The sequence below is a fragment of the Glycomyces artemisiae genome, assembly GCF_003002955.1.
GTDB lineage: Bacteria > Actinomycetota > Actinomycetes > Mycobacteriales > Micromonosporaceae > Glycomyces > Glycomyces artemisiae.
This window is the reverse complement of the sequence record NZ_PVTJ01000006.1, coordinates 256155-269926: the sequence shown is the minus strand read 5'-3', so window position 1 is coordinate 269926 and position 13772 is coordinate 256155. Positions and strand designations below refer to the sequence as shown.

At 72.3% G+C, this 13772-nt stretch carries 13 protein-coding genes; 9 read left to right on the top strand and 4 right to left on the bottom strand.

From position 1 onward, the window contains the following. Positions 1–76 precede the first annotated feature (76 nt). Positions 77–1261 (bottom strand): homogentisate 1,2-dioxygenase, encoded by a 1185-nt coding sequence (locus B0I28_RS16950; protein ID WP_106365016.1) that lies wholly within the window; start codon positions 1259–1261, stop codon positions 77–79. Positions 1262–1426: 165 nt separating this feature from the next. Here B0I28_RS16950 and B0I28_RS16945 point away from each other — a divergent pair, with 165 nt between their 5' ends. Further along, on the top strand, positions 1427–2128 hold the full coding sequence (locus B0I28_RS16945; RefSeq protein ID WP_219926812.1) for a hypothetical protein: 702 nt from the start codon (positions 1427–1429) through the stop codon (positions 2126–2128). An 80-nt stretch (positions 2129–2208) separates the two neighbouring features. Next, the gene (gene fahA, locus B0I28_RS16940; protein ID WP_106365015.1) at positions 2209–3435 is read left to right on the top strand and encodes a fumarylacetoacetase; all 1227 of its coding nucleotides are present in this window, start codon (positions 2209–2211) and stop codon (positions 3433–3435) included. On the opposite strand, the gene B0I28_RS16935 is transcribed toward fahA, so the two are convergent. After that, entirely contained in the window at positions 3428–3913 is a 486-nt protein-coding gene (locus B0I28_RS16935) for an Lrp/AsnC family transcriptional regulator (protein ID WP_106365014.1), read from the bottom strand. The genes fahA and B0I28_RS16935 overlap by 8 nt on opposite strands. 154 nt (positions 3914–4067) lie before the next feature. Here B0I28_RS16935 and hppD point away from each other — a divergent pair, with 154 nt between their 5' ends. Genes hppD through hutH form a run of 6 tightly spaced genes read left to right on the top strand, consistent with a single transcriptional unit; the run spans position 4068 to position 12120 of the window. After that, positions 4068–5237, top strand: a complete 1170-nt coding sequence (hppD, locus tag B0I28_RS16930) for a 4-hydroxyphenylpyruvate dioxygenase (protein WP_106365013.1) — start codon at positions 4068–4070, stop codon at positions 5235–5237. A gap of 12 nt (positions 5238–5249) precedes the next feature. Further along, positions 5250–6902, top strand: coding sequence for a urocanate hydratase (hutU, locus tag B0I28_RS16925; RefSeq protein ID WP_106365012.1), 1653 nt, complete (start codon positions 5250–5252; stop codon positions 6900–6902). Continuing rightward, a complete protein-coding gene (locus tag B0I28_RS16920; RefSeq protein ID WP_106365011.1) occupies positions 6902–8128 on the top strand; it encodes an allantoate amidohydrolase in 1227 nt (408 codons plus the stop codon). Before hutU ends, B0I28_RS16920 begins: the two co-directional genes overlap by 1 nt. Next, positions 8122–9417: a formimidoylglutamate deiminase gene (locus B0I28_RS16915; RefSeq protein WP_106365010.1), complete on the top strand. Its 1296-nt coding sequence runs from the start codon at positions 8122–8124 to the stop codon at positions 9415–9417. Before B0I28_RS16920 ends, B0I28_RS16915 begins: the two co-directional genes overlap by 7 nt. After that, positions 9414–10571, top strand: coding sequence for an imidazolonepropionase (hutI, locus tag B0I28_RS16910; protein ID WP_106365009.1), 1158 nt, complete (start codon positions 9414–9416; stop codon positions 10569–10571). Before B0I28_RS16915 ends, hutI begins: the two co-directional genes overlap by 4 nt. A gap of 10 nt (positions 10572–10581) precedes the next feature. Continuing rightward, positions 10582–12120: a histidine ammonia-lyase gene (gene hutH, locus B0I28_RS16905; RefSeq protein WP_106365008.1), complete on the top strand. Its 1539-nt coding sequence runs from the start codon at positions 10582–10584 to the stop codon at positions 12118–12120. 48 nt (positions 12121–12168) lie between these two features. Here hutH and B0I28_RS16900 read toward each other — a convergent pair whose 3' ends face one another. Next, entirely contained in the window at positions 12169–12576 is a 408-nt protein-coding gene (locus B0I28_RS16900) for a type II toxin-antitoxin system VapC family toxin (RefSeq protein ID WP_106365007.1), read from the bottom strand. Continuing rightward, complete coding sequence (locus tag B0I28_RS16895; RefSeq protein WP_106365006.1) at positions 12573–12830, bottom strand: type II toxin-antitoxin system Phd/YefM family antitoxin; 258 nt, start codon at positions 12828–12830, stop codon at positions 12573–12575. The genes B0I28_RS16900 and B0I28_RS16895 overlap by 4 nt, the downstream gene beginning before the upstream one ends. Before the next feature lie 148 nt (positions 12831–12978). Here B0I28_RS16895 and B0I28_RS16890 point away from each other — a divergent pair, with 148 nt between their 5' ends. Beyond that, entirely contained in the window at positions 12979–13767 is a 789-nt protein-coding gene (locus tag B0I28_RS16890; RefSeq protein WP_106365005.1) for a CHAD domain-containing protein, read from the top strand. Positions 13768–13772: the final 5 nt, after the last annotated feature.

The following is a 13772-nucleotide window of genomic DNA, read 5'->3' as shown; positions in this document are numbered from 1 at the left end:
CGCGCCCGCGCGGGCGACCGGAAAACGGGGCCGCCCGCGCGGGCGGTCCCGTCACCGGGAGCGCAGTGCCGCCGAACTACAGACCCGGGTCGCGGTTCCAGGTCCAGGCGTAGTTCGTGTCCTCGACGTCGAGGGCCGGTTCGCACAGCTCCAGGGGCCGGAACGTGTCGACCATGACGGCGAGCTCGTCGAAGAACTCGGCGCCGATGGAGCGCTCGGGAGCGCCGGGCTGGGGGCCGTGGGTGAAGCCGGACGGGTGCAGCGAGATGGAGCCCTGCTCGATGCCCGAGCCGCGGCGGGCCTCGTAGTTGCCGCCGCAGTAGAACATGACCTCGTCGGAGTCGACGTTGTGGTGGTTGTACGGCACCGGGATCGCGTCCGGGTGGTAGTCCACTTTGCGCGGCACGAAGTTGCAGACCACGAAGTTCGGGCCCTGGAACACCTGGTGCGCGGGCGGCGGCTGGTGGATGCGGCCGGTGATCGGCTCGTAGTCGTGGATGGAGAACACCCACGGGTACAGGCAGCCGTCCCAGCCGACGACGTCGAACGGGTGGTGCGCGTACGTGAACTTCGTCCACAGCGTGGCCGACCCGCGGCCGCGGTGCTGCACGTACACGTCGACGTCCTCGCCGTCGACGAGCAGCGGCTCCGCGGGGCTGCGCAGGTCCCGCTCGCAGTACGGCGAGTGCTCCAGGAACTGGCCGCGCACCGACAGGTACCGCTTGGGCGGCGTGATGTGCCCGGTCGACTCGATGACGAGGGTCCGCAGCGGCTCGTCGCCTTCGGGGAGCACGCGGTAGATCGTGGACATCGGCATGATGAGGTAGTCGCCCTGGCCGATGTCGATGGCGCCGAAGGAGGTCTCGACGCGCGCGGCACCGGACTCGACGTAGATGCACTCATCGCCGATCGCATTGCGGTACAAGGGGGACGGTTTGTCGGCGACGGAGTACGAGATCCTGACGTCCGCATTGGACAGCAGGTGCTCGCGGCCGAAGACCGCGTCCCCGGCGGCGTCGAGCTTGTGGGTGCGGAAGTGGCGGGGCTTGAGCGGGTGGTTCGGGGACGGCTCGGCCTTCTCCGGCCGGTGCTCGGTGCTGGAGCTGATGGCGGTGGGCCGGTAGCGGTGGTACAGGAGCGACGAGTCCGAGGAGAAGCCCTCCTGGCCCATGAGCTCCTCGGAGTACAGGCTCCCGTCGTCCTGGCGGAACTGCGTGTGTCGCTTGTCGGGGATCTGCCCGACCGAACGGTAGAACGGCACGACGACTCCTTTGTCGGATCGGACGGCGGCCGTGGGTGTCGCCCCCGTCACGGTATGCCCCGAGGATAACGCTCCGGGGAGTCGATTTCGACCGCTCCGCGCACCAGTGCGCACGCCTTGCGCGGACCGCTGGACCGGTGCGCGCAACGGCTCTAGGCTCTGGGCATGGCCGGAATGATCCCCGCGGCGCTGCGGGACCTGATCGACGACGCCGCGCTCTTCCCGCCCGGGAACGCGCCGCTCGAAGCCGCCGTCCCCGCCCACCGCGGCTACCGGCAGTCCTGGTACGAGCCGCTCGTGGGCCCGCTCCTGATCCCGCAGACGCGCCTGGCCGCCCTCGACCCCGGCCGCACCGGCCTGCGCATCGCCGTGATCGTCGACGGCGACCCCGCGACGGTCCTCGACGCCGTCGAAGCACTCGGACCGCAGGTCACCGTCGCGCACTACGAGTCGCGCCGCCCCCTCGACGACCTCGCCAAGCACCTCGCGGGCAAGCCCGTCTACGCCGAGATCCCCCTCGAAGAGGACGCGATCGAGGCGGTCCGGCCCACCGGGTTCACCCCGAAGTTCCGCACCGGCGGCCTCACCGCCGACCTGTTCCCGGCCCCCGAGGCCCTCGCCGCCGCCATGCACGCGTGCCGCCGCCGCGGCATGCGCTTCAAGCTCACCGCGGGCCTGCACCGCGCGGTCCGCCACCGCGACCCGGTCACCGGCTTCGAGCACCACGGCTTCGTGAACGTCCTGGTCGCCGCCGACGCCGCGGCCGAGAACGACCCGGACGCGACCGCCGCGGTGCTCGCCTCCGAAGACGCCGCCGACCTGGCCGCCCGCGCGAAGCGCCTCCTCGGCCGCCCGCGCGCGCTGTAGACCGGCTTCGGCTCGTGCTCGATCAACGAGCCGCTGCAAGACCTCCTGGACCTGGGACTCCTACACCGAGGGGACGCCGCATGACCGCCGCCACCAGCTGGGTCGAGGGCGCGGACCCCGGCCCCTACGGCCTCGCCCACCTGCCCTACGGCGTCTTCTCGACCCGCAAGGACCCGGCCCCGCGCATCGGGGTCCGCATCGGCGACCAGGTCCTGGACCTGCGCGCGCTCGCCACCGGCCAGTTCTTCCTGCCGTGGATCCGCCCCGCGTTCCACGAGCACGACCTGAACGCCTTCCTCGCGATGGGCCCGCCCGCGTGGCGCCTCGTGCGCCACCAGCTCACCGAGCTCCTCGCCGACCGCCGCCACCAGGACCAGTCCGCGACGCTCCTGACCCCGGTCCACAAGGCCCGCATGCACCTCCCGTTCAGCGTCGCCGACTACGTGGACTTCTACGCCTCCGAGCAGCACGCGACGAACCTCGGCCGCCTCTTCCGCCCCGACTCGGAGCCCTTGCTGCCCAACTGGAAGCACCTCCCGGTCGGCTACCACGGCCGCTCCGGCACCGTCGTCCCCTCCGGCACGCCCGTGGTCCGCCCCCGCGGCCAGCGCAAGACCCCACCAGGACCAATCGAGTTCGGCCCCAGCGTGCGCCTCGACATCGAGGCCGAAGTGGGCTTCGTCGTCGGCGTCGGCTCCGACCTCGGCACCCCCGTGAGCCCCGACGACTTCGCCGAGCACGTCTTCGGCGCGGTCCTCGTCAACGACTGGTCCGCCCGCGACATCCAGGCCTGGGAGTACGTGCCGCTCGGCCCGTTCCTCGGGAAGTCCTTCGCGACCTCGATCGGCCACTGGGTCACCCCGCTCGACGCGCTCGCGGCCGCGAAGGCCGAAGCGCCCGTGCAGGACCCGGCGCCGTTCGCGTACCTGCGGGAGGCCGAGCGGTTCGGCTACGACCTGTCGATGTCGGTGCGCTGGAACGGCACCGAGGTGTCGCGCCCGCCGTTCAAGGGGATGTACTGGACGCCCGCCCAGATGCTCGCCCACATGACCGTCAACGGGGCGTCGCTGCGCACCGGGGACCTGTACGCGTCCGGGACGGTCTCCGGCGACGGCGCCGACGAGCGCGGCTCGTTCCTCGAACTGACCTGGGGCGGCAAGGAGCCCGTGACGGTCGGGGACGGCGAGACCCGCGCCTTCCTCGAAGACGGCGACACCGTGACGATCGAGGCCACCGCACCGGGCCCGGACGGCTCGGTCATCGGCCTCGGCGAGGTCACCGGGACGATCCTGCCCGCCGTCAGTTGAGCCCCGCGGCCTCCTTGACCAGCGGGAGCGTGCGGTGGGGGATCTGCTCCGCAAGCGCGATCACCGTGGTCGCGCGCAGCACGCCCTCGCTGGCGAGGACCCGGTCGATGACGTCCTGGAGCTCCGCGTTCGTGCGGGCGACGATGCGGCACAGCATGTCCCCGGCGCCGGTCACGGTGTGCGCCTCCAGGACCTCGGGGATGCGCGCGAGCCGCTGCGCCATCGGCTGGTGGCCCACGGCCTGGCGCAGTTCCAGGGTCACGAACGCCGTCACCGGGTAGCCGAGCGCCGCGGGGTCGACGCGCGGCCCGAAGTCCCGCACGACGCCGCGCGCGATGAGCTTGTCGAGTCGCGCCTGCACGGTCCCCCTTGCGACCCCGAGCCGCCGGGCGCATTCGAGGACCCCGATGCGCGGCTCGGCCTCAAGGAGTTCGATGAGCTTGGCATCGAGCGCGTCGATACCCGTTCCACTGGTCATATCGACCAGTGTATGCGCCTGCACACTGATACATCTGCGCAAGTTGACCAGCTTTCAGGGAACTGCTTGCCCAGTGCCGCGACGTGAACAATGATCAAGGCCACAGGGGCCACCGCCCCGCTCAACAGCCCCACGAGGACTACGGGAGGCCGCCATGGTCGACACCGCCAACCGCTCCGCCGACACCGACCCCGGCCTGGTCGGAGCCGTCGAGCACGACATCCGCGAGGACGCCTTCCCGATCAAGGGCTGGGACCACGTCAAGTACTACGTCGGGAACGCCCGCCAGGCCGCCCACTACTACTCGACCGCGTTCGGCATGACGCTCTTCGCCTACCGCGGCCCCGAGCAGGGCTACCGCGAGCACGCCGAGTACGCGCTCAAGTCCGGCGGGGTCGTCTTCGTCCTCGCGGGCGGCACCACCGCGGACTCCGCGGCCTCCGAGCACTACGCCCGCCACGGCGACGGCGTCATCGAAGTCGCGCTCGAAGTGCCCGATGTGGACAAGAACTACGCGCACGCGATCAAGCAGGGCGCCATCGCCGTCGAGGAGCCGCACGACCTGACCGACGAGCACGGCACGATCCGCCGCGCCGTCATCGGCACCTACGGCGAGACCCGCAACGTCCTCATCGACCGCTCGAAGTACACCGGCCCGTTCCTGCCCGGCTTCGTCGCCGCCGACCCGATGGTCGCCCCGCCCGAGAAGCGGTTCTTCCAGGCCATCGACCACATCGTCGGCAACGTCGAGCTCGGCCGGATGCGCGAGTGGGTCGAGTACTACGAGCGGGTCATGGGCTTCACGAACATCGTCGAGTTCGTCGAGGACGCCATCGCCACCGAGTACTCCGCGCTCATGAGCAAGGTCGTCGCCAACGGCACCCGCAAGATCAAGTTCCCGATCAACGAGCCCGCCGTGGGCAAGAAGAAGTCGCAGATCGACGAGTACCTGGAGTTCTACGGCGGCCCCGGCGTGCAGCACATCGCGCTCGCCACGAGCGACATCCTCGCGGCCGTCGACGCCATGCGCGCGCGGGGCGTCGAGTTCCTGGAGGCCCCGGACGCCTACTACGAGGACCCCGAGATGCGCGAGCGGATCGGCACCGTGCGCGTCCCCATCGAGGAGCTCCAGAAGCGGCGTGTGCTGGTCGACCGGGACGAGGACGGCTATATGCTCCAGATCTTCACCAAGCCGCAGCAGGACCGGCCCACGATGTTCTACGAGATCATCGAGCGGCACGGCTCGCTGAGCTTCGGCAAGGGCAACTTCAAGGCCCTCTTCGAGGCCCTTGAGAAGGAGCAGGCCAAGCGCGGCAACCTCTGAGCGGGGAGCGACATGCACGCACCACACGGGACCGTCCTGCACTGCCGGACCTGGCAGACCGAGGCGGCCTACCGGATGCTCCAGAACAACCTCGACCCGGCGGTCGCCGAGCGCCCCGAGGACCTGGTCGTCTACGGCGGCACGGGGAAGGCCGCGCGCAGCCGCGACGACCTCGCCGCGATCCTGCGGACCCTGCTGACCCTCGCCCCCGACGAGACCCTCCTGGTCCAGTCGGGGCGCGCGGTCGGCGTCATGCGCACCCACGAGTGGGCCCCGCGCGTGCTCATCGCGAACTCGAACCTGGTGCCCGACTGGGCGACCTGGCCCGAGTTCCGGCGCCTGGAGTCCCTCGGGCTCACCATGTACGGGCAGATGACCGCCGGGTCCTGGATCTACATCGGGACCCAGGGGATCCTGCAAGGCACGTACGAGACGTTCGCCGCCGTCGCTGCCAAGCTCGCAGTTAAAAAGCGCAGTGGCGGCACGCTGAAAGGCACCCTGACGCTGACGGCGGGCTGCGGCGGCATGGGCGGCGCGCAGCCGCTCGCCGTCACCATGAACGACGGCGTGTGCCTCATCGTCGAGGTCGACCCGCACCGCCTCCAGCGGCGCGTGGAGACCCGCTACCTCGACACCGTCGCCGCCGACCTGGACGACGCCGTCGCCCAGGCCCTCGCCGCCAAGCAGGCCGGCGAAGCCAGGTCGATCGGCCTGGTCGGCAACGCCGCCGAAGTCCTCCCCGAGCTGCTCGCCCGCGGCGTCGAGGTCGACATCGTCACCGACCAGACCTCCGCGCACGACCCGCTCTCGTACATCCCGGCGGGCCTGTCCCTTGAGGACGCCGCGGACCTCGCGAAAGCGGACCCGGACGGGTACACCGACCGCGCCCGCGAGTCCATGGCCCGACACGTGGAGGCCATGGTCGGCTTCCTCGACGCGGGCGCCGAGGTCTTCGACTACGGCAACTCGATCCGCGGCGAAGCCCTCGCCGGAGGCTTCGGCCGGGCCTTCGACTTCCCAGGGTTTGTCCCCGCCTACATCCGGCCCCTGTTCTGCGAAGGCAAGGGCCCCTTCAGGTGGGCCGCGCTCTCGGGCGACCCCGCCGACATCGCCGCCACCGACAAGGCCGTGCTCGACCTGTTCCCCGAGCACCGGTCGCTGCACCGCTGGATCACCCTCGCCCGCGACCGCGTCGCCTTCCAGGGCCTCCCGGCCCGGATCTGCTGGCTCGGCCACGGCGAACGCGATCTCGCGGGCGTGCGCTTCAACGAGATGGTCGCCGACGGGACCCTGAAGGCCCCGATCGTGATCGGGCGCGACCACCTCGACTGCGGCTCGGTCGCCAGCCCCTACCGCGAGACCGAGTCCATGAAGGACGGCTCCGACGCGATCGCGGACTGGCCCCTGCTCAACGCCCTCGTCAACACCGCGTCGGGCGCGAGCTGGGTCTCCATCCACCACGGCGGCGGCGTCGGCATCGGCCGCTCGATCCACGCCGGGCAGGTGAGCGTCGCCGACGGGACCGCGCTGGCCGCGCAGAAGCTCGAACGGGTCCTCTCCAACGACCCGGCGATGGGCGTCATCCGCCACGTCGACGCCGGATACGAGGAGGCCGACCGCACCGCCGAGGCCAACGGCGTGCGCATCCCCGCGCGGGAGTCCTGATGGACGCCAGCGGGTTCCGCCGCCTCTGGGACGAGATCGCCGGCATCGGCCTTGCCGACACCGGAGGGTGTCTGCGGTTCTCCTGGAGCGCGGCCGACCTCGCGCTCCGCGACTGGTTCGACGCGCAGGCCGCCGAGCGCGGCCTGCGCGTCGAGACCGACCGCAACGGCAACCGCTACGCCTGGTGGGACCTCGCCCCTGAAGCGGTCGTCCCGCCCGGCGCGGCCCCCGACCGGCGCGCGGTCCTCACCGGCAGCCACTTCGACTCCGTCCCGCACGGCGGCGCCTACGACGGCCCGCTCGGGATCGTCTCCGCTTTCCTAGCGGTTGACGAACTCCGCGCCGCGGGCGCCGAACCCAAGCGGCCCATCGTCATCGGCGCGTTCACCGAAGAAGAGGGCGGCCGGTTCGGCGTGCCCTGCCTCGGCACGCGCCTCATGGCCGGAGTCGTCGACTCCGACCGGGCCCGCGCGCTCACCGACCCGTCCGGGACCACGCTCGCCGACGCCATGCGCGAAGCCGGGGCCGACCCCGACGCGCTCGGCCCCGACCCCGAGCGGCTCGCGAACCTCTCGGCCTTCGTGGAACTCCACGTCGAACAGGGCCGCTCGCTCGAAGCGCCCGTGGGCGTCGCCAGCGCCATCTGGCCGCACGGGCGGTGGCGCATGACGTTCACCGGCGCGGGCGACCACGCCGGGACCACGCGCCTGCCGGACCGGCGCGACCCGATGCTCACGTTCGCGTTCGCGGTCCTCGCCGCCCGCAAGGAGGCCCGCCTCGCCGGGGGCCTCGCCACCGTCGGGCGCGTGGAAGCCGTCCCGAACGCCACGAACGCGATCGCGTCGCAGGTCACCGCCTGGCTCGACTCGCGCGCGCCCGACGAGGCCGTGCTCTCGGAGATCCTCACCGGCTTCGAGTCCAAAGTGGCCGAACGCGCGAAACGAGACGGCACCGGCTTCACGATCTCCCCTGAGTCGGAGACCCCGATCGTGGAGTTCGACGCGTCGCTGCGCGACCGCCTCGCCGACCTCCTCGGCGGCGTCCCGGTCCTCCCCACGGGCGCGGGCCACGACGCAGGAGTGCTCGCCGCGCACGTGCCGACCGCGATGCTGTTCGTGCGCAACCCCACCGGCGTCTCGCACGCCCCGGGAGAGGGCGCGAGCGACGAGGACTGCGCCGCCGGCGTCGAGGCCCTCGCGGCGGTGCTGCGGGACCTCGCGTGCTGACCTACTGGGCCCGGTACGCGCGCCTGCCCGGCGGCGTCGCCGAATCCGTGGCGATCGACGTCGACCAGGGCCGCATCACCGCGGTCGTCCCGGGCACCGCGCCGCGCGGCGAGATCCTCAGCGGCCTTGTGCTGCCCGGCTTCGCGAACGCCCACTCGCACGCGTTCCACCGGGCCCTGCGCGGACGCACTCATCAGGACCGCGGCACCTTCTGGACCTGGCGCAAGGGCATGTACGCCCTCGCCGGGCGCCTCGACCCCGACTCCTACCACCGGCTCGCCCGCGCCGTCTACGCCGAGATGGCGCTCGCCGGGATCACGTGCGTCGGCGAGTTCCACTACCTCCACCACCGGCCCGGCGGGCGCCCCTACGACGACCCGAACGCCATGGGGGAGGCCCTGATCCAGGCCGCCGCGGACGCAGGGCTCCGCATCGCGCTCCTCGACACGCTGTACCTCTCCGGCGGCTTCGGCAAGCCCCTCGAACCCGCGCAGGAGCGCTTCGGCGACGGCAGCCTCGAAGGCTGGCTCGACCGCGTCGAGCGCCTCGACCTGCCGCCGCACGCGGTCCTCGGCGGCGCCGTCCACTCCGTGCGCGCCGTCCCCGAGGAGGCCATCGCCGCGTTCGCGTGCTCCACCGAGGGCCGCCCGGTCCACGTGCACCTCTCCGAGCAGCGCGCCGAGAACGAGGCCTGCCGCGCCGAGCACGGCTGCACGCCCACCGAACTCCTGGAGCGCTGCGGGCTCCTCGGCCCCGACCTCACCGCCGTCCACGCCACGCACCTCGCCGACCACGACATCGAACTCCTCGCCCGCTCCGGCACCGGCGTCGCGTTCTGCCCCACCACGGAACGCGACCTCGCGGACGGCATCGGCCCTGCCCGCGCGCTCGCCGACGCCGGGGTGCGCCTGACCCTCGGGACCGACTCCAACGCGGTGATCGACATGTTCGAAGAGACCCGGGCCGTCGAGATGCACGAACGGCTCGTCAGCGAGGAGCGCGGCCGGTTCGCCGCGGACGCCCTGCTGGACATGACGACCGGCCATGCCGCCCTCGGCTTCCCCGACGCGGGCCGCATCGAGCCCGGCGCCCGCGCCGACCTCGTCGCCGTCGCCCTCGACACGCCGCGCACCGCGGGCGCCCGGCCCGACGGGATCGCCTACGCCGCCGCCGCGGCCGACATCGCGGACGTGATCGCCGACGGCCGCCATATCGTCCATGAAGGACGCCACCGGTACATCGACGCCGGTGCGGAACTGCGCGACGCGATCGGGGACCTGTGGCAATGAGCCCGCACAAGAGCCTGCTCATCGACGGCATCGGCGAACTCTTCTCCGCCGACGACGACGGCACGATCTACTACGACGCCGCGATCGTCGTCGAGGACGGGAAGATCGCCTGGGTCGGCCACCGCCTGAACCGGCCCGCCGCCGACGAGTACCTCGACCTCGACAACTGCGCCGTGATCCCCGGGTTCGTCGACAGCCACGCCCATCTCGTGTTCGCGGGCGACCGCTCCGGCGAGTTCGACGCGCGCATGAACGGCGAGCCCTACGACGGCGGCGGCATCCGCACCACCGTGACCGCGACCCGCCTCGCGAAGGACGACCGCCTGCGCGAGAACTGCGCCCGACTCAGCGCCGAGATGCTGCGGCAGGGGACGACCACTGTGGAGATCAAGTCCGGGTACGGGCTCTCCGTCGAGGACGAGCTGCGCTCCCTGCGCATCGCGGGCGAATTCACCGATGAGACCACGTTCCTCGGCGCGCACACCGTCCCCGCGGGCGCCGATGCCGACGAGTACACCGCGCTCGTCACCGGCCCCATGCTCGATGCCTGTGCGCCCCATGCGAAGTGGATCGACGTGTTCTGCGAGCGCGGGGCCTTCGACGGCGACCAGGCCCGCGCGGTCCTCACCGCGGGCGCCGCCGCCGGGCTCGGGACCCGCATCCACGCCAACCAGCTCACCGAGGGCCCCGGCGTGCGGCTCGCCGTGGAGCTCGGCGCCGCCTCCGCCGACCACTGCACGCACCTCTCCGACGCCGACGTCGACGCCCTCGCGAACTCGGACACCGTCGCCACCCTGCTCCCGGGCGCGGAGTTCTCGACCCGCTCGCCCTATCCGGACGCGCGGCGGCTCCTCGACGCGGGCGCGCGCGTCGCGCTCGCCACCGACTGCAACCCCGGCTCCTCCTACACCTCCAGCATGGCGTTCTGCATCGCGCTCGCGGTCCGCGAGATGCGCATGTCGCCCGCCGAGGCCCTCGACGCGGCCACCTCCGGCGGCGCGGACGCGCTGCGCCGCACCGACATCGGCCGGATCGTCCCGGGCGCGCGCGCCGACCTGGTCGTGCTCGACGCCCCCTCTTACGTCCACCTGGCCTACCGGCCGGGGACGCCCCTGGTCCACGCCGTCTACCGCGGCGGCCGCGCCGTCAACTAGAGGAGCAGCGATGTCCACCGTCCGCATCAAACCGGTCCCAGTGTCGCCCGAGGAGGTCGTCGCGGTCGCGCGCGACCGCGCCCGGGTCGTCATCGACGAGGAGGCCCGGGAGGCCATGGCGCGCAGCCGCGCCGTGGTCGACGCGATCGAGCGCGACGGGCGCCCCGTCTACGGCGTCTCGACCGGGTTCGGGGCGCTCGCGAACACGTTCGTCGCGCCCGAGCGGCGCGCCGAGCTCCAGCACGCGCTGATCCGCTCGCACGCCGCCGGGGTCGGCGACCCGATGCCCGTCGAAGTGGTGCGCGCGATGATGCTGCTGCGGCTGCGCTCGCTCGCCATGGGCCGCTCCGGGGTCCGCCCCGAGGTCGCCGACGCCCTCGCCGCGCTGCTGAACGCCGACGTCACGCCGTGGGTGCCGCGGCACGGCTCCCTCGGCGCGTCCGGGGACCTCGCGCCGCTGGCGCACTGCGCGATCGTGCTCCTCGGCGAGGGCTGGGTGCTCGCGGCGGACGGGACCCGTGCGGAGGCGGGTCCGGTCCTCGAAGCGGCGGGGCTCGCGCCGATCACGCTCTCCTCCAAGGAGGGCCTGGCGCTCATCAACGGCACCGACGGGATGCTGGGGATGCTCCTGCTCGCGGTCGCCGACCTGCGGCACCTGCTGACGATGGCCGACGTGTGCGCCGCGCTCTCCAACGAGGCGATGCTCGGCTCCGACCGGCCGTTCCAGCCCGAGCTGCACGAGATCCGCCCGCAGCCGGGGCAGGCGCGCAGCGCCGCGAACATCCACCTGCTGCTCCAGGACTCCGAGGTGATGGACTCGCACCGCAACGACACCGCGCACGCCGTGCAGGACGCGTACTCGATGCGCTGCGCCCCGCAGGTCGCGGGCGCTGCACGCGACGTCCTCGACTACGCGGAGACCGTGGCCGCGAGGGAACTCCTCTCGGTGGTGGACAACCCCGTGGTCCTGCCGGACGGCCGCGTCGAGTCCACCGGGAACTTCCACGGCGCGCCCCTCGGCTACGCCGCGGACTTCCTCGGCATCGCCGCCGCCGACGTCGGCTCGATCTCCGAGCGCCGCGTGGACCGCCTCCTCGACGTCACGCGCTCGCGCGGCCTCCCGGCGTTCCTCAGCCCCGACCCGGGCGTCAACTCCGGCCTCATGATCGCCCAGTACACCGCCGCAGGGATCGTCGCCGAGAACCGCCGCCTCGCCTCGCCCGCCTCGGTCGACTCCGTGCCGACCTCCGGCATGCAGGAGGACCACGTCTCCATGGGCTGGGCCGCGGGCTGCAAGCTCCGCACGATCATCGACAACCTCGGCACCCTCCTCGCCGTCGAACTCCTCGCCGCCGTCCAAGGGCTCCAGCTGCGCCAACCCCTCATCCCGAGCCCCGCCGCCCGCGCCGCCATCGCCGCCGTCGCCCCCATCGCGGGCAAGCCCGGCCCCGACCAGTTCCTCGCCCCCGTCATCGAACAGGTCAGGCACCAGCTCCAGGGCCCGAACCTCCGAGCCGAGATCGAAGCCGCCGTCGGCGCCCTCCAGTAGGACGCACGCGAAGGGCCCGGCGGAGATCCGCCGGGCCCTTGGCATCGCTCAGTCGAACGGGTTGCGGATGCGGACGCCGGTCCGCTCGAAGTCCTTGACGTTGCGGGTCACCAGGACCATGTCGTGGACGATGGCCGTGGCGGCGATGAAGGCGTCGATGACCGGGACGGGCTCCGGGTCGGTGAGCTCGCCCCAGACGTTGGCGATCTCCGGTGTGATCGGCAGGACCCTCGACTCGTACGGCGCGAGGAGGCGATCGAGCCACAGCGCCAGGGCCGCGGCGCGCTCACGGTCCTTCCGGCGCAGGCGCGCCAGCCCCTTGCGGAACTCGCCGAGGGTCATAACGCTCAAGTGCAAGTCGGTGTCGGCGGTCGCCTCGTACCAGCGCATGACGCCCCGGTTCGGTTCGGGGCGCCGCAGTTCGCTCAGCACGTTGGTGTCGAGCAGGTACTTCACAGGTCGAGCCCCAGATCCCGCTCCTGCGGCAGTTCCCTGCGGAGGTCCGAGGTGTCGGGGAAGTCGTCGATGTAGGGCGGTTCCCGAAGGAGCTCCTTGAACGAGGGCGCACCCGCGAGCCGCCGGTAGTCCTCCACGCTCAGGATCACGGCCTCTTCGTGGCCGTGCCGCGTGATGAACTGCGCGCCTTCGGTCTTGGTGGCCCGGACCAGCTCACTGAAGCGCTTCTTCGCGTCCTGCACCTGCCAGTGCATCGTCCCACCCCCGCTCTTCCGGAAAGTCTGACCAGACTGACTATAATTTAGCACGTTCACGGTCTTGAAAACGACCGTCGCGATCCGCGGTTCCGGGCGTGTGCGGCAGGGCACACGGCCGTGACGGGCTTCGAGCTTGGAGGGCTTCATGACCGAGACCAGTGCCGGGGACGGCGTCCACGCGTACCTCGCCGTGCAGGCGGCGGCGCTGCGGGAGTGGCGGGAGCCGGTGATCGCGCGCGAGCCCGATGCGGTGCACCGGATGCGGGTGGCGACGCGCAGGCTCAGGTCGGTGCTGTCGACGTACTCGGCGCTGTACGCGGAGGTGCCGTTGAAGCGCAGGCGCCTGCGGTGGCTCGCCGACGAGCTGGGGAAGGTGCGGGATCTCGAAGTGCTGCGGACGCGGTTCGCCAAGCGCCTGGGGGAGGAGCGGCCCGAGTGGTTCGCGGCGCTCGAAGCGCAGGAGCGGGACGCGTACGGGCCGCTGGAGCAGGTGATGCGCCGTGAGCGGACCGCGAAGCTGCTCGACGCCGCAGCGGCGCTGGCCGAGGCGCCCGTGTTCGCTTCCGCAGCCGAGCGGCCCGCCGCGGACGTGCTCGGGCCGATCTTGGAGGCCTCGCGGCAGGACATGCTGCGGGCGCTGGCGGCCGTCGGCGGGGCCGAGGACGCGGATGCGGCGCGGCACCGGGCCCGCAACGCCGCCAAGAAGACCCGGTACACCGCGGACGCCGCCGCGGTCCTCGGTGAGGACGCCGAAGCCGTCGCTGCGGAGGCCAAGAGGATCCAGAACCGGTTCGGGCGCTGCCAGGACGACGCGGTCGCGATCGCGTACCTCGAAGCCCACGCCCCCGATTCGCCGCTGCTGGAGGACGAGCGCCGCCGCCACGCCAAGCACGTCGCGAAGGCGGAGGAGATGCTCGTCGCCGCCGAGGCGTAAGACGA

Bases quoted from the DNA above. Each gene is read 5' to 3' on its own strand.
- B0I28_RS16945 (WP_219926812.1), top strand. From the start codon at position 1,427: ATGGCCGGAATGATCCCCGCGGCGCTGCGGGACCTGATCGACGACGCC.
- fahA (WP_106365015.1), top strand. From the start codon at position 2,209: ATGACCGCCGCCACCAGCTGGGTCGAGGGCGCGGACCCCGGCCCCTAC.
- B0I28_RS16935 (WP_106365014.1), bottom strand. From the start codon at position 3,913: ATGACCAGTGGAACGGGTATCGACGCGCTCGATGCCAAGCTCATCGAA.
- hppD (WP_106365013.1), top strand. From the start codon at position 4,068: ATGGTCGACACCGCCAACCGCTCCGCCGACACCGACCCCGGCCTGGTC.
- hutU (WP_106365012.1), top strand. From the start codon at position 5,250: ATGCACGCACCACACGGGACCGTCCTGCACTGCCGGACCTGGCAGACC.
- B0I28_RS16920 (WP_106365011.1), top strand. From the start codon at position 6,902: ATGGACGCCAGCGGGTTCCGCCGCCTCTGGGACGAGATCGCCGGCATC.
- hutI (WP_106365009.1), top strand. From the start codon at position 9,414: ATGAGCCCGCACAAGAGCCTGCTCATCGACGGCATCGGCGAACTCTTC.
- hutH (WP_106365008.1), top strand. From the start codon at position 10,582: ATGTCCACCGTCCGCATCAAACCGGTCCCAGTGTCGCCCGAGGAGGTC.
- B0I28_RS16895 (WP_106365006.1), bottom strand. From the start codon at position 12,830: ATGCACTGGCAGGTGCAGGACGCGAAGAAGCGCTTCAGTGAGCTGGTC.
- B0I28_RS16890 (WP_106365005.1), top strand. From the start codon at position 12,979: ATGACCGAGACCAGTGCCGGGGACGGCGTCCACGCGTACCTCGCCGTG.